Source organism: Oceanococcus atlanticus (genome assembly GCF_002088235.1).
In the GTDB taxonomy this organism is placed as follows: Bacteria; Pseudomonadota; Gammaproteobacteria; order Nevskiales; family Oceanococcaceae; genus Oceanococcus; species Oceanococcus atlanticus.
On record NZ_AQQV01000004.1, the window covers coordinates 108,193 to 127,990 of the forward strand.

The 19,798-nt window shown below is 62.2% G+C and carries 19 protein-coding genes; 10 read left to right on the plus strand and 9 right to left on the minus strand.

The genetic code is table 11. The annotated features are described in order from the left end of the window. Positions 1-2: 2 nt before the first annotated feature. Positions 3-800 (plus strand): undecaprenyl-diphosphate phosphatase, encoded by a 798-nt coding sequence (locus ATO7_RS14900; RefSeq protein WP_083563129.1) that lies wholly within the window; start codon positions 3-5, stop codon positions 798-800. On the opposite strand, the gene ATO7_RS14905 is transcribed toward ATO7_RS14900, so the two are convergent. From ATO7_RS14905 to ATO7_RS14940, 8 genes are all read right to left on the minus strand, one after another. Further along, positions 789-2,048, minus strand: coding sequence for a multifunctional CCA addition/repair protein (locus ATO7_RS14905; RefSeq protein WP_240499494.1), 1,260 nt, complete (start codon positions 2,046-2,048; stop codon positions 789-791). The two genes, ATO7_RS14900 and ATO7_RS14905, sit on opposite strands and share 12 nt — an antisense overlap. Further along, positions 2,045-2,977, minus strand: a complete 933-nt coding sequence (locus ATO7_RS14910; protein WP_083563131.1) for a hydrogen peroxide-inducible genes activator — start codon at positions 2,975-2,977, stop codon at positions 2,045-2,047. Before ATO7_RS14910 ends, ATO7_RS14905 begins: the two co-directional genes overlap by 4 nt. Beyond that, complete coding sequence (hemF, locus tag ATO7_RS14915; RefSeq protein ID WP_083563133.1) at positions 2,974-3,879, minus strand: oxygen-dependent coproporphyrinogen oxidase; 906 nt, start codon at positions 3,877-3,879, stop codon at positions 2,974-2,976. The genes ATO7_RS14910 and hemF overlap by 4 nt, the downstream gene beginning before the upstream one ends. Next, the gene (locus ATO7_RS14920; RefSeq protein ID WP_240499495.1) at positions 3,876-4,370 is read right to left on the minus strand and encodes an L-threonylcarbamoyladenylate synthase; all 495 of its coding nucleotides are present in this window, start codon (positions 4,368-4,370) and stop codon (positions 3,876-3,878) included. The genes hemF and ATO7_RS14920 overlap by 4 nt, the downstream gene beginning before the upstream one ends. Before the next feature lie 162 nt (positions 4,371-4,532). Then, positions 4,533-6,902, minus strand: coding sequence for a DNA topoisomerase I (locus ATO7_RS14925; protein ID WP_083563137.1), 2,370 nt, complete (start codon positions 6,900-6,902; stop codon positions 4,533-4,535). 173 nt (positions 6,903-7,075) lie between these two features. Then, positions 7,076-7,552, minus strand: a complete 477-nt coding sequence (locus tag ATO7_RS14930; RefSeq protein ID WP_083563138.1) for a DUF494 family protein — start codon at positions 7,550-7,552, stop codon at positions 7,076-7,078. After that, positions 7,553-8,671 carry a DNA-processing protein DprA gene (gene dprA, locus ATO7_RS14935; protein WP_083563140.1) on the minus strand — a complete coding sequence of 373 codons (1,119 nt, stop codon included), beginning with the start codon at positions 8,669-8,671 and terminating at the stop codon, positions 7,553-7,555. After that, positions 8,655-9,737: a LysM peptidoglycan-binding domain-containing protein gene (locus ATO7_RS14940; protein WP_158523228.1), complete on the minus strand. Its 1,083-nt coding sequence runs from the start codon at positions 9,735-9,737 to the stop codon at positions 8,655-8,657. The genes dprA and ATO7_RS14940 overlap by 17 nt, the downstream gene beginning before the upstream one ends. Before the next feature lie 78 nt (positions 9,738-9,815). Here ATO7_RS14940 and def point away from each other — a divergent pair, with 78 nt between their 5' ends. From def to ATO7_RS14980, 8 genes are all read left to right on the plus strand, one after another. Continuing rightward, on the plus strand, positions 9,816-10,322 hold the full coding sequence (gene def, locus ATO7_RS14945) for a peptide deformylase (RefSeq protein WP_083563144.1): 507 nt from the start codon (positions 9,816-9,818) through the stop codon (positions 10,320-10,322). Between the two features lie 10 nt (positions 10,323-10,332). Next, positions 10,333-11,253, plus strand: coding sequence for a methionyl-tRNA formyltransferase (fmt, locus tag ATO7_RS14950; RefSeq protein ID WP_083563146.1), 921 nt, complete (start codon positions 10,333-10,335; stop codon positions 11,251-11,253). Next, complete coding sequence (gene rsmB, locus ATO7_RS14955; RefSeq protein WP_158523229.1) at positions 11,246-12,508, plus strand: 16S rRNA (cytosine(967)-C(5))-methyltransferase RsmB; 1,263 nt, start codon at positions 11,246-11,248, stop codon at positions 12,506-12,508. Before fmt ends, rsmB begins: the two co-directional genes overlap by 8 nt. A gap of 33 nt (positions 12,509-12,541) precedes the next feature. Further along, positions 12,542-13,954, plus strand: a complete 1,413-nt coding sequence (gene trkA / locus ATO7_RS14960; protein WP_330395411.1) for a Trk system potassium transporter TrkA — start codon at positions 12,542-12,544, stop codon at positions 13,952-13,954. A gap of 83 nt (positions 13,955-14,037) precedes the next feature. Next, entirely contained in the window at positions 14,038-15,444 is a 1,407-nt protein-coding gene (locus ATO7_RS14965; protein ID WP_083563290.1) for a TrkH family potassium uptake protein, read from the plus strand. A gap of 69 nt (positions 15,445-15,513) precedes the next feature. Next, a complete protein-coding gene (locus ATO7_RS14970) occupies positions 15,514-16,455 on the plus strand; it encodes a homoserine kinase (protein ID WP_083563152.1) in 942 nt (313 codons plus the stop codon). Continuing rightward, complete coding sequence (locus tag ATO7_RS14975) at positions 16,452-16,976, plus strand: TRAP transporter small permease subunit (protein WP_146680386.1); 525 nt, start codon at positions 16,452-16,454, stop codon at positions 16,974-16,976. The genes ATO7_RS14970 and ATO7_RS14975 overlap by 4 nt, the downstream gene beginning before the upstream one ends. Continuing rightward, positions 16,973-18,340 carry a TRAP transporter large permease gene (locus ATO7_RS14980; RefSeq protein WP_083563156.1) on the plus strand — a complete coding sequence of 456 codons (1,368 nt, stop codon included), beginning with the start codon at positions 16,973-16,975 and terminating at the stop codon, positions 18,338-18,340. The genes ATO7_RS14975 and ATO7_RS14980 overlap by 4 nt, the downstream gene beginning before the upstream one ends. On the opposite strand, the gene folE is transcribed toward ATO7_RS14980, so the two are convergent. Beyond that, the gene (gene folE, locus ATO7_RS14985; protein ID WP_083563158.1) at positions 18,337-18,906 is read right to left on the minus strand and encodes a GTP cyclohydrolase I FolE; all 570 of its coding nucleotides are present in this window, start codon (positions 18,904-18,906) and stop codon (positions 18,337-18,339) included. The genes ATO7_RS14980 and folE overlap by 4 nt on opposite strands. A 10-nt stretch (positions 18,907-18,916) precedes the next feature. Between folE and ATO7_RS14990 the strand changes: the two genes are divergently transcribed. Then, entirely contained in the window at positions 18,917-19,723 is an 807-nt protein-coding gene (locus ATO7_RS14990) for a ParB/RepB/Spo0J family partition protein (protein ID WP_083563160.1), read from the plus strand. Positions 19,724-19,798 lie beyond the last annotated feature (75 nt).

The following is a 19,798-nucleotide window of genomic DNA, read 5'->3' on the forward strand; positions in this document are numbered from 1 at the left end:
ATATGGATGCATTGCATGCTGTGCTGCTAGGCCTGATTCAGGGCCTGACCGAATTTCTGCCGATTTCCAGCTCCGGTCATCTGGTGCTCACGCCCTTGTTCATGGGTTGGGAGGCGCACTCGCTGGCGTTTGATGTGGCGGTGCATTTCGGCACGTTGGTCGCGGTCGTGGCCTATTTCCGGCGTGATCTGGCGACCCTAGTGCCGGCGGCGTTTGAGCCGCTGACCGGGCGCGGCTGGAGCCCGCATGCGCGGATGGCCTGGGGGCTGGTGGTCGCGACAATTCCGGCCAGTCTGGTGGGCATGCTGATCCGGGTGGTGTTCGAGGCTGAGATCGACAGCCCGATCATCGTCGCCATCAATCTGATCGTGTTCGCTCTGCTGCTGTGGTGGGCTGATACCCGCCTGCGCGGCGAGCGCAGCGAAATGCAGCTCGGCTGGGGCCAGTACTTTCTGCTTGGCTGCGCCCAGGCCCTGGCCCTGATTCCGGGCACCTCTCGCTCTGGAGTGACCATGACCGCGGGTATGGCGATGGGGTTGAGCCGGGTTGCCTCAGCGCGCGTCTCGTTTCTGATGGCGGTGCCGGTGATCGCGCTGGCCGCCGCCTATGAGCTGCTTGCCTTGCTGCTCTCGGATGCGCCGGCACCGTGGCTGGAGATCGCCATCGGCACCTCGGTGGCGTTTGTCAGCGGCCTGGCCTGCATCCATTTCCTGCTGCGTCTGTTGCAGAGCTACGGCTTCATGCCATTCGTGATCTACCGCTTGATCCTGGGCGGCGTGATCCTGGTCCTATTCTGGTAATTCGGCACGTTTGAAGCGGGCCAGACGGTCGACCCGGGCCTGGCGCAGTGCTTTGCCCAGGGCGGCGCCTTGCAGGCCCTGTTCGATCAGTGCGGCGGGGGAGACCTCGCCGAGCGCGGCAAAGGCGCGACGCAGGTAATCGGCCTGCGGGTAGTGCGCCTGTTCAAAGCCGGTGCGCCCGCGTGCGTCGGCCAGGCAGGCGCTGACAAACATTTCGACGCGTTCCGGTCGACGTAACGCGTCAAGCTGCTCGAACAGCTTGAGCAGCGTTTCAGGGCGCAGTTCGCGCGCCTGATGACACAGCAGGTGCAGCTTGGTGACGGCGGTGGCGCTCTGTTCTAGTGCCTTGGGCACGCGCAGGCGCTGGCAAAAGGCTTTGACCAGCGGCACCCCACGGTGCTCGTGTCCGCGATGGCTGGGCAGCACGTCAGCAGGGGTGATGCCCTTGCCGAAATCGTGACAGAGCACGGCAAAGCGGGTGGCCAGATCGTTGCTGATGTGGGCGCTCTGCTCGATCGCCAGCATGGCGTGAATGCCGCTGTCGACTTCCGGGTGATACTTGGCGTTCTGCGGCACGCCGTAAAGGCGGTCGAGCTCGGGGAACAGCACGGCCAGCGCGCCGATCCGGCGCAGCAGGCGAAAATACTCGGCCGGGTGTGCGCTCATCAGCGCTTTTTCGGTTTCTCGCCAGATGCGTTCGGCGACCAGATGCTGCAGTTCTCCGCTGGCCACGATCTCGCGCAGCAGGGCTTCGGTGGCCGTCTCCAGTTCGAAGCCCTGGGCGTGAAAGCGGGCCCGGAAGCGGGCCACCCGCAGGACTCTGAGCGGGTCCTCCACGAAGTGAGCAGAAACCGCGCGCAGCTGCCGCTTGTTCAGGTCTTCGCGCCCGCCCCAGGGGTCGATCAGGCTGCCGTCGGCCGCCTGGGCGATGGCATTGATGCTGAGGTCACGGCGCTGCAGGTCCTGCTCCAGCGTGACATCCGGGCTGGTGTGGAACTCGAAGCCGGCATAGCCATGGCCGGATTTGCGTTCGGTGCGGGCCAGGGCATATTCCTCACCGCTGTGGGGATGCAGGAAAACTGGAAAGTCCTTGCCCACCGGGCGAAAACCGGCCTCCAGCATGGCCTGGGGTGTGGTTCCGGTGACCACCCAGTCGCGCTCATGCACCGGCAGGCCGAGCAGCGCATCGCGCACCGCGCCGCCAACCAGATACACCTCGCCCGGAATGTGCAGCGTGGGCGTGCTCACTCGCTGGGTTGGGCGTCGCTGATCCAGCTGACGCCTTGCATCTGCGAGGCCACGATGGCGTCGTGAACCGCGCGGATCGCCTGCATGCGAGGGAAGGTGCGACGCCAGGCCAGGGTGATGCGCCGGGTCGGCGGCGTGCCGGCGAACGGTCGGGTGGTCAGCAGCTGACCGTGATCCGTGTCGGGGTTAACCGTGGCTTGCGGCAGCACCGTGATGCCCAGACCGCTGGCCACCATGTGGCGGATGGTCTCCAGGCTGCCGCCGGCCAGCGGCTCCTCATCATCGGTGACTTTGGCGCAGTCCGGGCAGCTTTCTATGACCTGATCACGGAAGCAATGGCCGGGGCCGAGCAGCAGCAGGTTTTCGTCGGCCAGTTCGCTGGTGCCGATGCTGGCACGCTCGGCCCACGGGTGTTGCGGCGGCATGGCCACCACGAAGGCTTCATCGTAGAGCGCCCAGGTGCTCACGCCGGCCGGTGAAAACGGTTCCGCGACGATAATCAGATCGAGTTCGTTGCGGCTCAGCATGGCGCTGAGCACGCTGGTGTAGTTCTCTTCGATGGCCAGCGGCATATTGGGTGCGACCTGCTTGAGCGCCGGGATCAGACGCGGCAGCAGATATGGCCCCACGGTGTAGATCGCGCCCAGGCGCAGGCGCCCGCTGAGTTCATCCTGGCCTTCGCTGGCGATGGATTCCAGCAACTGTGCCTCGGCCAGCACGCGGCGTGCCTGCTCAATGATGCGCTCGCCGATCGGGGTCGGTTTGACCTTGCCACGCTGGCGTTCGAACACGGTGACCCCAAGCTGATCTTCGAACTTGCGCAGGGCTACGGACAGGGTCGGCTGACTGACAAAGCTGCGTTCTGCGGCGCGGCCAAAATGGCGTTCCTTGTCCAGCGCGATGATGTAGCGCAGTTCGGTGAGGGTCATGGGGCGGTGCTCCCGAGCCAGTCCTGTGGTTTCAGGTAGACATCATAGAGCGTTGCCTCGGGGCTGCCCGGCTGTGGTTGCCAGGCATAGTCCCAGCGCACCAGCGGCGGCAGCGACATGAGGATGGATTCGGTGCGGCCGCCCGACTGCAGGCCGAACAGGGTGCCGCGGTCGTGGATCAGGTTGAATTCGACATAGCGCCCACGCCGGTAGAGCTGGAAGTCACGCTGCGCGGCGCTCCATGGTGTGGCCTTGCGTGCGGCCAGAATCGGTCGATAGGCGCGAATGAACATCTCGCCAACGCGGCGCGTCAGGGCGAAGGCTTGCTCAAAACCGCCGGCGCTGAAGTCGTCGTAGAACAGCCCGCCAACACCGCGGGTTTCGCCACGGTGCTTGAGATAGAAATACTCATCGCAGTGCGCCTTGAAAGCGGGATACAGCTCATCGCCCACGGCTTCGCGGGCGCAGTTGTGCCACTGCACCACATCTGCGTGAACCGGGTAGTACGGGGTCAGGTCGAAGCCGCCGCCAAACCACCAGATATCGCCGGCCTGAAAAAACCGCACATTCATGTGCGTGGTCGGCACATGCGGGTTGCGTGGATGAATGACCAGCGATACGCCGGTGGCGACGAAATCACGCCCGGCCAGTTCGGGATGGCGCTGGCTCGCTGCGGCGGGCAGGTTGCGCCCGTGAATCAGCGAAAAATTCACCCCGCCGCGCTCGATCACCTCGCCCTCAGCGAGTACGCGGGTCAGCCCGCCGCCGCCTTCGGCGCGTTGCCATTCGTCGCGGACAAAACGTGCTGACGAGGTTTCCTCGTCTTCCAGCTGGCTGCAGATATCGGCCTGCAGGGCGCGCAGAAAGGATTCAACCGCGGCCAGGCGCTGGTCTGGGGTCATGCTCGGATCACCTCGCCGGAATACGGGTCCATGATACGGCTCGGGCCATGGCCTTGCCCGAGTGGGGCGTTGAGCACGAAGTCGAGACCCGGGCCGAGCTGATGGCGCAGCTGGCGAATGCTTGTCGGTGTAGGCCGGCCGTGCCGGTTGGCGCTGGTCGAGACAATGGCGCCGCCGAAGCTCTCACACAGCGCGCGCACCGGCGGGTGCGCGCTGATGCGAACGGCCAGTGTGTCATGACGACCGCGCAGCAGCGTGCTGACTTCATCACGTGCTGGCAGCAGGAAAGTGGCGTGGCCGGGCCAGTGTGCGGCGGCGATCTCCGGTGCTTCGCTCACCTTAAGCCACGGCGCGAGCTGGGCCCAGTTCGCCGCAATCAGGATCAGGCCTTTCTGCCAGGGGCGCTGTTTGAGGTTGAGCAGACGCGCCAGCGCCTGGTCATTGGCGGGGTCGCAACCCAGGCCCCACACCGCTTCGGTCGGGTATGCCACGAGGCCGCCGCTGCGCAGTGCGCGGGCAGCCCTGAAAGTTTGCCAATCGCCGGTCGGTGTGGCCACAACGCTTACTTTATGCCTCGTGCGCGCGCCGTGAGGCCGCGAATACGGGAGTGCTCATTGCCGGATGCTGCTGTGTGCTGGAGCCCTGTCGGCAGCCTATTTGGCCGCCGCTTTGGATTTCTTGGCTGCAGATTTTGCCGGGGATTTTTTCTTTGCGCCACCGCGTTTTTTCTTCTCCGGCGCCTTGGCCAGCAGTTCGCGGCAGGCGCTGAGGTCGAGATCATCGACTTCAACATCCTTGGGAATGCGCGCGTTCTTCTCGCCATCGGTGATGTAAGGCCCCCAGCGTCCCTTGAGGATCTGGATGCCTTCCTCGGCGTACACGCGAATGATCTTTTCCTTGTCGGCCTTGATCTTGGCCTCGATCAGTTCGTGCGCGCGTTCCTCGCCGATGGTGTAAGGATCGTCTTCCTTGAGCGAGACGAACTTGTCTTTCTTCTCGTCCGGATCGCGATAGCGCAGATACGGACCGAACCGCCCGATGTTGGCGCTGATCTTGTGACCGCTGGGCATGGTGCCGACTTCACGTGGCAGCTTGAACAGCTCCAGCGCTTCATCGAGCGTGATCTTGTCCATGCTCTGGCCGGGGCGCAGGCCGGCGAACTTGGGCTTGTCCTCATCCTCGCGGGTGCCGATCTGCACGAACGGGCCGAAGCGTCCCAGGCGCACCGAGACCGGCTTGCCGGAGACCGGATCGGTGCCGATCACACGGGCGGCAGCAACTTCCTCGCGTGGGATGTCGGCTTTTTCTTCCACCGTTTTGGAGAACGGGTCCCAGAATTCGTTGAGCAGCGAAATCCAGTCGCGCTCACCGCGTGATACCGCATCCAGCTCATCTTCGAGATTGGCGGTGAATTTGTAATCGACGTAGCGCTCGAAATGCTGGGTCAGGAAGCGGTTCACGATCTTGCCCACATCGGTGGGCTTGAAGCGCTTGTTGTCGAGGATCACGTATTCGCGATTGAGCAGCGTCGAAATGATGCTGGCATAGGTCGACGGACGACCGATGTCGAATTCTTCCAGGGTCTTGACCAGCGAGGCTTCCGAGTAGCGCGGCGGCGGCTCGGTAAAGTGCTGGGTGCTGAGAATCTCGCTCAGGTCGATGCGCTCGCCTTCCTTGAGCTCGGGCAGCTTGGTGTCCTTGTCGTCGTCATCGGCATCATCGCGACCTTCCAGATAGACCGCGATGAAGCCGGGCTCGACCAGGGTGGAGCCGGTGGCGCGGAACACCCCAACGTCGCCCGCAGCCAGGTTGGCGCCGACCATGTCGTACACCGCGTGCATCATCTGTGAGGCCACGGCGCGCTGCCAGATCAGGCGGTACAGCTTGGCCTGGTCGGGTGTCAGCTGGCTGGTGACCTGGTCAGGATGGCGTGCGGCCGAGGTCGGGCGAATCGCCTCGTGCGCCTCCTGGGCATTCTTGGATTTTGATTTGTAGCGGCGCGGCTCGTCAGGCAGGGCCTTGTCGCCGAACTGTTTGCCGATCAGCTCGCGGATGTCGGCAATCGCATCGTTGGATAGATTGACCGAGTCGGTACGCATGTAGCTGATCAGGCCGACCCGCTCGCCATCAATCTGGATACCGCCCTCGTAGAGCTGCTGCGCGGTCTGCATGGTGCGCTTGGCGGAAAAGCCCAGCTTGCGCGCGGCTTCCTGCTGCAGGGTGGAGGTGGTGAACGGCGGCGCCGGGTTGCGGCGGCGCTGCTTGCGCTCGACATCGCGAACGCTCAGGGCACCGTTGGCCGCGCTGAGCAAGCGGTCGCGCGCGCTGCGTGCGGTCTCGCCATCGGTGATGGTGAACTGCTCGACCTTGTCGCCATCCAGCTGGCTCAGCTTGGCTTCAAAGGTCTGCTGTGCCTTGCTCAGCTCGGCGATGATCTTCCAGTACTCACGCGGTACGAACGCATCGATTTCCTGCTCGCGCTCGACGATCAAGCGCAGCGCCGGGCTCTGCACGCGACCTGCCGAAAGCCCGCGCTGCACCTTGCGCCACAGCAGCGGCGAGAGGTTGAAGCCGACCAGATAGTCGAGTGCGCGGCGGGCCTGCTGGGCATCGACCAGGTCGGACGACACATCACGCGGGTGGGCTACGGCATCCTGCACGGCCGATTTGGTGATCTCGTGAAAGACCACGCGTTTGACTGATTTGTTGTCGAGCAGGCCGCGCTCGCGCAACAGTTCCAGCAGATGCCAGGAGATCGCTTCGCCTTCGCGATCAGGGTCAGTTGCGAGCAGCAGCTGGTCTGCCTTTTTCAGCGTGTCGGAGATCTTGCGCACATGCTTTTCGTTGCGCTCGATGACCTCGTAGCGCATCGCAAAGTCGTGGCTGGGATCAACCGCGCCTTCTTTGGGCACCAGATCGCGGACATGTCCGTAGGACGCCAGAACCTCGTAATCCGGTCCCAGGTATTTCTTGATGGTGGTCGCCTTGGCCGGCGACTCGACGATGACAAGATTGCGGCTCATGCCGGGTTGGGCTGCTCGTAAGAATGGGCTGAAGGGGCGCAACTTGAACAAAGCCGCCCGGACAAGTCAAATCTTTTCGTCGCCGCATCGGCCCGCCGATGAGTGCGCTTGCGACTGCGCAACAGGCCGCTTTGACCGCTTGGTGAGGCTGTGCGTGTGGCCTGCGAGCAGGCTCAGTGCATCCACTGACCCTGTGGGTCGTAGACCAGGTCTTCCATGCGCTGGAAGGCGTCTTCCTCGCCGGGCTGGGCGAACAAAACCATCAGAATGACCCACTTGGCCTGATCTTCGCCGATGTCCTCGTCGTTGAGGGCAAGCAGGCGGTCGATGACGGTTTCGCGGGCTTCGGCGCTGAGGATGCCCAGGCGTTCCACATGCAACAGAAAACCGCGACAGTCGGTGTTCAGGCGCAGCATTTCCGAATCGGCAAACACGCGAATCGAATCCTGGGCCGTGAAGTGGCTGCGCTCGCGGTGCTCTTCCAGATCAGCCAGCCAATCAAAGGCGTGCTCGATTTCCTCGCGCGGGAAGCCAGCGGCTTCCAGCTCGGTTTCCAGCGTGGTCTGGTCGGTGACCGGTTCCAGATCATCGTCGAAGTAGTTTTCGAACAGATACAGCAGAACGTCGAGTATGGATTCTTTGGGTTGCATTCAGGGCCGGCATTTCTGGTAACCGCCGCCGGGCGCCATAGCGACGTCACCGCGCAGTTCCAGGATTAGCAGCATGGAGGAAACGGCGTCCACGGCCAGGCCAGTGTGTTCGACCAGCTCATCAATGCTTCGTGGTGCATTGTCGAGGTGCTTCAGCAAGTGCTGATAGTCCTTGTCGTGAACATCAGGTGGGGCCTCGCGAGGCGAACTCGACGGGACCTTGCTGACATTATCCAACAATGGGCCCAATTCTTCCAGGATGTCGTCAGCGGTTTCGACCAGTTTGGCGCCCTGGCGGATCAGCCGATGGCAGCCGCGCGCCAGCGGGTTGTCGACTGAGCCGGGCATGGCGAAGACCTCGCGGCCGAGCTCGCCAGCCAGCCGTGCGGTGATCAGGGAGCCGCTGCGCAGGGCTGCTTCGATAACCAGGGTGCCCAGGCTGAGCGCGGCAATCAGACGATTGCGCCGTGGGAAATGATCGCGCCGCGCCGGGGTGCCTGGTGGAAACTCGCTGATGATCAAACCATGATCGCGAATGCGCTCGGCCAAGGCCTGATTGCTGGCCGGGTAGACGCGATCCAGGCCGGTGCCGGTAATGGCCAAGGTCATGCCCTGTGCCTCCAGTGCGCCTTGGTGTGCCGCGGCGTCAACGCCAAGAGCCAAGCCGCTGGTGATGCCCAGGCCTTGCCCGGCAAGGTGCTGGGCAAACTGGCGAGCATGGCGCAGCCCTGCGGGAGTGGGGTTGCGGCTGCCAACCATGGCCAGCTGCGGCACGTTGAACAGATCAGGATCGCCCAGATAGAAAAGCGCTGGTGGCGCGTCATTCAAATCGCGCAGGCGAGCAGGGTAGCGCGGGTCAGCATCCAGGATCAGCTGGTGACCTGGCTGATCCAGCCAACTCTGGGCGTGGCGCAAGGGGGCTGGGTCAGGTGCACGCCAGTAGTCGAGCGTTTCGGCCTTGAGGCGCAAGCTCTCAAGCCGGCTGCGCGGGGCCGCGAGTATGGCTTGTGCGCCGCCGAAGGTGTCACACAGGCGGCGCAGATGAGCCGGGCCCAGGCCCGGCGAGGTCAGCAGCCTGAGCCAGGCTTCGAGTTCCTGTCGGTCAGGCGCCCGGGACAGGGTTTACAACCTTGTCCAGAATGTGAATGGGCCGTGTGGCGCGCATGATCAGGCCATAGCTGAGGTCTTCATAGGTCAAAAACACCATCAGGTGACCAGCATCGACGTCGGGCAGTTGAATCTTGGGTGCCAGACGCGAGCTCTTGGGGTCACGGATCTTTTCCCCAGCCTGCATGACGCGCAGCACATGGCCGGCTTCAATGCCGTGCTTGCTGCCGCGATTCAGCGTCACGATCTGGTACTGACCGATCTGACTGACGCCGTCATACACCGCAATAATCCGCCCTTCGATGTTTTCAGTCGGCGCATGTGGATAGAAATCAGTGCGGAAATCGCTGTAGGCCTGCGGCATCAGGCGGTCGAGTTCGCGCACTTCCAGATTGCTTTCGCTCAAGCGCGCATGCGAAACCTTTTCGAAGCGCTGGATGTCGGCCGTGGCCACCGGGATAGCTTCGTAACCGAGCAACTTGCCGGTGTCAGGGTCACGGTAAACCTGCCCCTTGCGTACCACGGCGTACTGATAGCCGTTGGCTTCGTCGGCGTGGCGCACGTAGGCATCCGCTTCGTCGCTGCCGAGCAAGCGATTGTCGCCAAAGGCCACGATATGCGGTGCATCTTCATAGGTGTCTGAATCGATGACGCGTGGCCCTTTGAGGAAGGCCAGGATCTCGTCCAGAGGAATGGTTGGAATTGCCGCTTCCAGTGGGGTGCTGCGAATCTGCGGGCGGACGCGCACCAGGTTGCGCGGTTCCGGCGGCTCGCGCTGCAGACGTGGGCGACCATCCACCCAGACCAGATAGAGCACCTCGCCGGGGAAGATCAGATGCGGGTTTTCAACCTGCGGGTTGGCGTTCCACAACTCCGGCCACAGCCACGGGTCGCGCAGAAAATATTCGGCGATGTCCCACAGCGTGTCGCCACGCTTGACGACATATTCCAGGGGCACGTCCGGGTTGAGTTCAGGGCCTTCCTGAGCGTGAACCACGGCAGCGGGCGCCAGCAAGGCACAAACGGCCAGCAAAACCAACGTCAGCCGATATTGCGCTAAGCCTTTATACTTTCCCACGGTTCCCCTCTCGCTGATGCCCCCAAAGTCCGGGGCTAACTTTATCAGCATTACCGAAAAATCAAAGAGTCAGCGCTCATGTCGCAAATGCCGATTCTGAAGTTCCCTGATCCTCGCCTGCGCGAGATTGCCAAACCGCTGGATCGCGTGGATCGTGAATTGTGGAAAACCTTCGATGACATGTTCGAGACCATGTACGCTGCGCCGGGCGTAGGTCTGGCTGCAACGCAGGTTGGAATTCCGCACCGTTTTACCGTGGTCGACGTGTCCGCCAATCATGATCAGCCGCTGGTGCTGATCAACCCGGAAATCATCGGTGGCGAGAACCTTTGTGATGTCGAGGAAGGTTGCCTGTCGGTGCCGGGTGCGTACGAGAAGGTCAAACGCTACGACGTGGTGCGCTTCCGCGCTCTGGACAAGGATGGCAAACCGATCGAGATGGAAGTGGACGGTCTGTTCGCGCAATGCATACAGCATGAAATCGATCACCTGGATGGCAAGCTGTTCGTCGACTATCTGTCGCGCCTGAAGCGCGAACGTATCCGCAAGAAGCTCGAAAAAGATCTGCGCGCTGGTCGCGTCTGAAGGCACCCCCATGCGTATTGTTTTTGCCGGCACGCCGGAGTTCGCCGCCCGCCCGTTGCAGGCCTTGCTGGGGCATGACGATCTGGATGTGGTGGCGGTCTACACCCAGCCGGATCGACCGGCCGGGCGTGGACGCAAGCTGAGCCCCAGTCCGGTCAAGCAGGTGGCGCTGGCGCATGATTTGCCGGTGTATCAGCCGCCTTCGCTCAAGCAGGCTGAGGCCCAGGCCGAACTCGCGGCGCTTAAGCCCGATCTGATGGTGGTCATCGCCTATGGGCTGATTTTGCCCCAGGCGGTGCTGGATATTCCGGCCCGCGGCTGCGTCAACCTGCATGCTTCGCTGCTGCCGCGCTGGCGCGGTGCGGCGCCGATACAGCGCGCCATTGAAGCCGGTGACACGCGCACCGGGCTGTGCCTGATGCAGATGGAAGCCGGGCTGGATACCGGACCGGTTCTGGCCTGCGAGTCCCTGGAAATCGATGCGCACATGACCGGTGGCCTGCTGCACGATGCGCTGATGGCGCGCGGGGCGCAGTGCTTGCCCGGCTGGTTGGCAACCCTGGATCAGCTGCAAGCCCAGGAGCAGGACGATGCGCTGGCCACCTATGCGCACAAATTGAGTAAGGATGACGGCCGGCTGGATTTTTCCCGCCCGGCGACCGAACTGGCCCTCAAGCTGCGGGCTTTTGATCCCTGGCCCGGCTGCTTTGCGGCGCTCGATGGCCAGGCCGTCAAGCTGGCCGGCCTGGTTGAGGTGCTGGCGCACAGTGAGGCCGCGCCAGGCACGATTGTTGAGGTTTCAGACACGATGACGATTGCCTGTGCCCAGGGTGCCTTGCGCCTCAATCAGATTCAGTTTCCTGGCGCCCGGCGCATGAGCGTGGCTGAAGCTGCGCGTGGTCGCGATCTGTCGGAGCGCTGTTTTGACTGACTCCCGCCAGGTGGTGCTCAAAGCCCTGTCGCTGCTCAATACAGGGCGTAACCTGCCCGATGCACTGAGTCAGGCGGGTATCAGTAAGCTTTCGCCACGTGATCGCGCTTTTGCGCGTCGCCTGGCCGTTCATGCGGTGCGCCACCGACGGCGACTCGAACAACAGATCCAGGCTTATCTGCAACGCCCGACCAAAGACCGCGGCGTGCTGGATCTCTTGTGGCTGGGCGCTGCGCAGATTGACTTGGCCGATGTGGCAACGCACGCAGCGGTCAATTCAACGGTCGAGGTCGCACCCAAGCGCCTGCGTGGTTTGGTCAATGCCATCTTGCGCCGTCGCCTGCGCGAAGCGCCCGCCGCGCCGCAGGGCTTGGCCGAGCAGCACTCTTTTCCGGGTTGGATGGTGGCGCGGATCACTCGCGACTGGGGTGATCGTGCGGGCGAAATTCTCGATCAGTTGAATCAGGATCCGGCCTTGTGTCTGCGGATCAACCGGCAGAAATCGTCGCGAGCGCAGTGGTTGACGGCATTGTCTGATGACAGCGCACAGTCGCTGGGCAGCGATGTCGTGCAATCCGATGGCGTTGTGCTGGCGCAGTCGCGTGAACTGGCCGAACTGCCGGGTTATGCCGATGGTGGGCTTTCTGTGCAGGGGCCCTCGGCACAGGCGGCCGCGCATTTGATGCAGCTGCAGTCCGGGCAACGCGTGCTTGATGCCTGTGCTGCGCCCGGTGGCAAAACCGCGCACATGCTTGAGCTGTGTCCTGACATCGTGTGCACGGCGCTGGATATCGAGCCGGCGCGCGTGGCGCGGATTGAAGACAACCTCAAGCGTCTTGGATTGCAGGCGCGTTGTATGAGCGGCGATATGCTGGAACCGGGCGATTGGGCCGGCGAGTATGACCGCGTCCTGTTGGACGTGCCGTGCTCTGGCACGGGTGTGATTGCCCGCCACCCGGACATCAAATGGTTACGGCGTGAGCAGGACGTGGCGCAGCTCGCCGCACGTCAGCTCAAGATGTTGCAGCGTGCCTGGTCGTGGCTGGCGCCGGGCGGCGTGCTGCTGTACTGCACCTGCTCCATTTTGAGCGAGGAAAATGATGCGGTTGTCGCCGGGTTCCTTAATGAGCAGCCAGAGGCGCGCTTGCAGGCCTTGAGCCTACCGTTCGGTCAGGCAAGCGAGTATGGTTGGCGCGTGGCGCCGCAGGCGCCTTACGAAGGTTTTTACTTTGCGCGTTTGATCAAGGACCCCTGACGGCATCGTGAACGCAGCATTGCTAGTCAAAAGTTGCCCGAGGCTGGTGTCGCGCCGGCCGTCAGCACTATGAAAATTATTATTCTCGGGGCCGGCCAAGTGGGTTCCACACTGGCGGAAAACCTTGCGGGTGAGAACAACGACGTTACCGTTGTCGACACCAACAGCGCCTTGTTGCAGGAGCTGCAGGATCGGCTCGACATCCGCACGGTTGCTGGCTTTGCCTCGTACCCGGATGTGCTGGCGCGAGCCGGCGCTGATGATGCGGACATGGTGATCGCCGTGACCGACTCGGACGAAACCAATCTGGTGGCCTGTCAGGTCGCGTACTCCATGTTCCACACGCCGACCAAGATTGCGCGTGTGCGTGCGGCGGAATATCAGCGTAATGGCGGCATGCTGTTTGCGCCGGACGCGATGCCGGTGGACATGCAGATCAGCCCCGAGCAGCTGGTGACCGACTACATCACCCGCCTGATCGAATACCCCGGTGCCCTGCAGGTGGTGGATTTCGCGCATGGCCGGGTTCGTCTGGTGGGCGTTAAGGCCTTGTTTGGTGGGCCGCTGGTCGGGCAGGAGCTGCGTGAACTGGCTGCACACATCCCCAATGTGGACAGCCGCGTGGCGGCGATTTATCGGCGTGGAAAGCCGATCATGCCGGAAGGCGACACCGTGGTTGAGGCCGGCGATGAAGTGTTTTTCGTGGCCGCGCGTGAGGACATCTCCAAGGTGATGTCGGAGATGCGTCGCATCGACAAGCCGGTCAAGCGGGTGTTGCTGGCTGGCGGCGGCAACATCGGCCTGCGCCTGGCCAAGGCGCTGGAGTCGCGCTGCCGGGTGCGTTTGATCGAGCGCGACCGTGAACGCGCGCGGTATTTGTCCGAGCGTCTTAACAACACCATCGTGCTGGCCGGTGATGCGGCCAACGAAAACCTGTTGATCGAAGAGAACATTGAGCATGCCGATGTGTTCTGCGCGGTCACCAACGATGACGAGGCCAACATTCTCTCGGCGATGCTGGCCAAACGGTTGGGCGCGACCCGCGTGCTCTCGCTGATCAATCGACCGGCTTATCTTGACCTGGTTGAAGATCGCGACGTGGACATCGCGATTTCGCCGCAGCAGTCAACGGTCAGTGCTTTGCTGTCACATGTGCGTCGCGGAGACGTGGTGCGCGTGCACAGTCTGCGTCGCGGTGCGGCGGAGGCGATTGAGGCCGTGGCCCATGGTGACCAGCGTTCCTCCAAGGTGGTGGGGCGGCGCATCGATGAGATCAAGTGGCCACAGGGGGCCAGCGTGGGCGCCATCGTGCGCAGGGATAAGGTCATCATTGCGCACCATGACACGGTGATCGAATCCGAAGATCACGTCATTGTGTTCATGGTTGATAAGCGCTACACGCCGCAGGTCGAACGCCTGTTTCAGGTCGGTATCACCTTTCTGTGAGCAACCCGTTGCTGTCAGCCGTGCGCCACTGGCAGTGGCGTCATCCCTACGTCGCGGTTCAGCGCGTGCTGGGCATCTTGCTGATGATGTTTTCGGTGACCATGCTCACCCCGGTGCCCGTGGCATTGCTCTCGCATGAGCCGGTGCACCGTTTTGTTGACGCTTTTGCGGTCACTATCATCACCGGTTTGCTGATCTGGCTGCCGGTGCGCCGTCAGCGCGCCGATCTGCGTCTGCGCGACGGGTTTCTCATCGTCTGCTCATTCTGGGTGGTGCTGGGGATGTTCGGCTGCGTGCCATTTCTGGTCGGCGACAGCTTTGGTCTGTCGTGGACTGACGCGGTGTTCGAATCCATGTCCGGGCTGACCACGACCGGTTCGACTGTGCTCAGCGGCCTCGACGCCATGCCACGCGGCTTGTTGTACTACCGTCAGCAGTTGCAGTGGCTGGGCGGCATGGGGATCGTGGTCCTGGCCGTGGCCATTCTGCCCATGCTCGGGGTCGGGGGCATGCAGTTGTATCGTGCTGAAATGCCCGGTCCGGTCAAGGACAACAAGCTGACCCCGCGTATCACCGAGACGGCCAAGGCCTTGTGGTTCATTTACCTTGGCCTGACTCTGCTCTGTGGTCTGGCCTACTGGCTGGCAGGCATGTCGGTCTTTGATGCCATCGGGCATGCGTTTTCAACGGTCGCCATCGGTGGTTTTTCGACCCACGATGCGAGTATCGCGTGGTTCAACAATCCGCTGATCGAGGCCCTTGCGGTGGCCTTCATGGTGCTTTCGGCGTGCAACTTCGCCTTGCATTTTGCGGCCTGGCGCAGCACCAGTCTGATGGTTTACCTGCGTGATCCGGAAGCCGTTGGCATGGTGTTGATTCTGGCCCTGGTCAGCGTTATTGCCATTGTGACCTTGTGGTTGGCGGGGACTTACGCAAGCTTTGACACCACCGTGCTCAAGGCGGTGTTCCAGGTGGTTTCGACAGGGACAACCACGGGCTTTTCGTCCGCGCCGTTTTCGCTATGGCCTTCGTTTTTGCCAGTGCTGTTGATCTTTATCAGTTTCATTGGCGGTTGCGCCGCTTCCACGGCTGGGGGCATGAAAGTCATTCGGGTGCTGTTGCTGGTCAAGCAAGGGCAACGCGAGGTTGCGCGCCTGATTCATCCGGCGGCGGAGTATCCGGTCAAGCTCGGGCACCGTGCCGTGTCTGGGCATGTGGTCGAAGCTGTCTGGGGGTTTTTCTCGATCTACGTTGCCCTGTTCGCCATGATGCTGTTGCTGCTGATGGCTTTCGGCCTGGATCAGGTCACCGCGTTTTCGGCGGTGGCAGCCTGTTTGAACAACCTTGGGCCTGGTCTTGGCGAGGTGGCTGAAAACTTCGCCAGCGTGCCGGATCCGGCCAAATGGGTGTTGGTTTTTGCCATGTTGCTTGGCCGTCTGGAAATCTTCACGTTACTGGTGCTGTTTACACCGGCCTTCTGGCGCCGCTGACCACCCCGCCGTGCGGGGCGCGTTGACGCTGCGCTATCATTGCGCGTTTTTCACCGCCTGGCAGGCCGAATGAGCGTCTTTACGCCCGTCTCCGAATCCGAGTTACGCAGTTATCTCAATGCATATGAGCTCGGTGAACTCGTCGGTTACAAGGGAATTGAAGAAGGAATTGAGAACACCAATTTCTTTCTCACCACCAGCCACGGCGAGTTTGTACTGACCCTGTTTGAACGCACGCCGGCTGCTGACCTGCCTTACTTTCTTGGCGTTATGGACCACCTTTCGCGTGCCGGTATTCCCAGTGCGCGCCCAATGCCGCGACGTGATGGCGAGGTGCTCGGTACGCTGAATGGTCGTGCTACGGCCATCGTCGAACGTCTGTCAGGGCGCGGGGTGGATCAACCCAGCCCGGAGCAGGCTGCTGCGCTGGGTACGGTGCTGGCCAAAATGCACAAAGCTGCGGCTGATTTCCCTGCCCAGCGGCCTAACTGCCGCGGTCCATCCTGGTGGACGCCCGCGCTCAAGGAGCTGCACGACAAGCTGCCGCAAGAGCAGCTCGCATTGTTGCAGGATGAAGTGGCCTACCAGGCTCGCGTGGACCAGTCCGCCTTACCTGGCGGTGTGGTTCATGCGGACCTTTTTCGCGACAACGCGTTGTTTGATGGCCCGCGCCTGACCGGACTTATCGACTTCTACTACGCCTGCAACGATGCCTGGGCCTACGATGTGGCGGTGTGCGTTAACGACTGGGCGATCAACGCCGAAGGGTGCTTCAACGCGTCGGTCTACGATGCGCTGGTTGGCGCCTATGCGCAGGAGCGGGCGTTTTCGGAGGCGGAATGCCAGGCTTGGCCAGGGCAGTTACGTCGCGCAGCACTGCGCTTTTGGGTCTCGAGATTGCTGGATTGGCATTTCCCTCGGGCTGGCGAGCTGACGTACAGCAAGGACCCGGCTGAATTTGAGCGCATTTTGCTTGCGCACCGGCAGCGCACGCCGCAGTGGCCGGGATGACAGCGCTGTTGAGCGTGTTACGGGTGCTGGAGCGTGGCAACCGCGTGCTCTTTACCTTGGCCGCCTGGGCTTGCTTGCTGATGGCCCTGCTCGGTTTTGCCATCGTGGTTGCGCGTTACGGCTTTTCGACAGGGTCGATTGCCGCGCAGGAGCTGGTGGTCTATCTGCATGCCTTTGTCCTGCTCTGCGCTGCGGCCACCACATTGGCCGCCGATGGCCATGTTCGTGTCGATATCTTCTACTCACGCTGGTCGGCGCGTCGCCGGGCCCTGGTCAATCTGGCGGGCAGCCTTTTGCTGCTGTTGCCCGTGATGTTGTTCGTGCTGTTGATCAGCTGGGAGTACGTCGGTCAGGCCTGGTTGCGGCGTGAGGCCTCCGCCGAGCCCGGTGGTCTTGCCGCGGTCTACCTGTTGAAAAGCCTGATCCTGCTGTTTGCGCTGCAGATGATTTTGCAAGGTGTTTTGCAGGCCGCGCTGGCATGGCAGAGCTGGCGCGGCAACGCTGAGGATGCCCCGGCATGATCGCCCTGCTTATGTTCTTGGCGGTCTGTGGTGTTTTGCTGCTGGGCTACCCGGTGGCCCTGACGCTGGCGGGCGTGGCCTTGTGGTTTGCACTGTTCGGCACCACGCTGGGTTTGATCGAATCGAGTGAGCTGCTGGCCTTTCCCAGCCGCCTGTTCGGCATCATGAACAATCAGACCCTGGTTGCGGTGCCGCTGTTCGTGCTGATGGGCGTGGTGCTGGAAAAGGCCAAGCTGGCTGAAGAACTGTTGGATTCCATGGCAGCTTTGGCCGGGCGTCTGCGGGGTGGGCTGGGCGTGTCCGTGGTTCTGGTCGGGGCCTTGCTCGCGGCGTCTACGGGTATTGTCGGCGCCACGGTGGTGACCATGGGCCTGCTCTCGCTGCCGACCATGCTCAAGCGTGGTTATTCCCCCGCCGTGGCCAGTGGCACGATTGCTGCCGCCGGGACGCTGGGTCAGATCATTCCGCCTTCGATCATCCTGGTGCTGCTTGGCGACGTGCTGTCATCGGCCTATCAGCAGGCACAGCTGGCCCAAGGCATTTTCAGCCTGCAAACGGTCTCGGTGGGCGATCTTTTCGTCGGTGCGCTGGTCCCAGGGTTGCTGTTGGTCAGCGCTTATGTGGTCTACCTGTTTATTCTGGCCGCCGTGAAGCCGCAGCTGATGCCTGCGCCGGCAGCGCAAGACTGTGTGCGCGGAGCGGCCTTGTGGTCGCAAATGATGCGCGGGCTGGTGCCGCCCTTGATGCTGATTATCGCGGTTCTGGGTTCGATCATGCTGGGTTTCGCCACCCCGACCGAGGCCGCTGCCGTTGGCGCTTGCGGAGCCCTGCTGCTGGCTGCGCTGCGTGGTCAGCTCAATCTGCAGGCCATGAAGAGCGCCGGGGAGCAAACGGCAAAGATCACCAGCATGGTGTTTCTGATTTTCATCGGCGCATCCCTGTTTTCCATGGTCTTCAACGCCTATGGTGGGGATGAGCACGTGCACACCTTGCTGACATCGCTGCCGGGTGGTGCTTTCGGCGCCATGCTGTGCGTGATGCTGCTGATGTTCCTGCTCGGCTTTATTCTCGACTTTATCGAGATCACCTTCGTGGTGGTGCCGATCGTCGGGCCCGTGCTGTTGCAGCTGGGTCTGGATCCGGTGTGGTTGGGTGTCATGATGGCCATCAACCTGCAGACTTCGTTTCTGACCCCGCCGTTCGGTTTTGCTTTGTTCTACCTGCGCGGTGTGGCACCGGCGGAACTGACCACCACACAGCTGTATCGCGGGGTTGTGCCGTTTATCGCGATTCAGGTCGCTATGCTGATCCTGCTCGCGCTTTGGCCGGCGCTGGCAACCTGGTTACCCAGCGTTGTGTATTAGCGCTGGCCGCAATTAAGCAGGTTCAGAAATTCGCCGCGGGTGCGCGGGTCTTCGCGGAATGCGCCCAGCATCATGGATGTCATCATGCTTGAGTTCTGCTTTTCCACGCCGCGCATCATCATGCACATATGGCGTGACTCGATCACCACGCCGACACCGCGGGCGCCGGTGACCTGCTCAACAGCCAATGCGATATCGCGCGTCAGGCCTTCCTGAATCTGCAGTCGTCGGGCGAACATATCAACGATGCGTGGGATTTTGGACAGGCCAATGACCTTGCCGGCTGGCAGATAAGCGACGTGGCAGCGGCCGGTGAATGGCAACAGGTGGTGCTCGCACAGCGAATACATCTCGATGTCGCGCACGATGACCATTTCGTCCATTTCGGATTCGAAAATGGCGTCATTGACGATGTCTTCCAGCTTTTGGGTGTAACCGCTGGTCAGGAACTGCATGGCGGCGGCCGCCCGCTTGGGCGTGTCGCGCAGGCCGTCGCGTTCAGGGTCTTCGCCCAGAGCCTTGAGAATCTCGAGATATTGGTGTTCCACGTCGGCGTTGTAACGCATAATTGAAACGATGAATTATGACACAGCGGCCGGTAGCCAAGTCGTCCGGCTGCCGCTCGATCTGATTCGCCCCGGCAAGGCTCAGATGCGGCGAATCTTCAACCCGGATGCGCTGGATGATCTGGCCGAATCGATTCGTTCGGCCGGCTTGATTCAGCCGGTGGTGGTGCGCGGCATCGGCGACGGGCTTTATGAGCTGCTGGCCGGTGAGCGTCGCTGGCGCGCCGCGCAACGTGCGGGGCTGCACGATATTCCGGCGATTGTCCGCGACGATGTGGACGACCAGGAGGCGGTGGTACTCGGTCTGATCGAGAACCTGCAGCGTGAATCGCTGACCCCGATGGAAACCGCCCACGGTCTTAAGGAATTGTCGGCGCGGTTGGAGCTGACCCACGCGGCGGCGGCGGACCGTATTGGCAAATCGCGTGTGTATGTGACCAATTTCCTGCGTCTGCTGAATTTGTGCGAGGCGGTGCAGGAGCGTGTAAACGCAGGTGAGCTAAGCATGGGGCATGCGCGTGCTCTGGCAACGCTGCCAGCGCGTGATCAATCTCATTGGGCGGCTGAAACAGCTCGCCATCAGTGGTCGGTGCGCACGCTCGAAGCGCGTTTGCGTCAGCGCACGGCACAGCCATTGCATGAGGGCAATGATGCCGAGTGGAAGCGCTTGGGGCGACGATTGACCGAGTTGCTGGGCAATAAGGTCGAGCTGCGCGGCGATGCGCGCGGGCGTGGCGACATGACCATCAAATTCCACACTTTTGAGGAACTTGACGGCCTGCTTGAGCGTCTGGGTTACGACAATGACGACTTTTGAGGCGTAAAGGCTGAATTCGACTACTGTTTGTTTTAGTCTTGCGCCACAATACGCACTTTGATGTGAGAGACACAG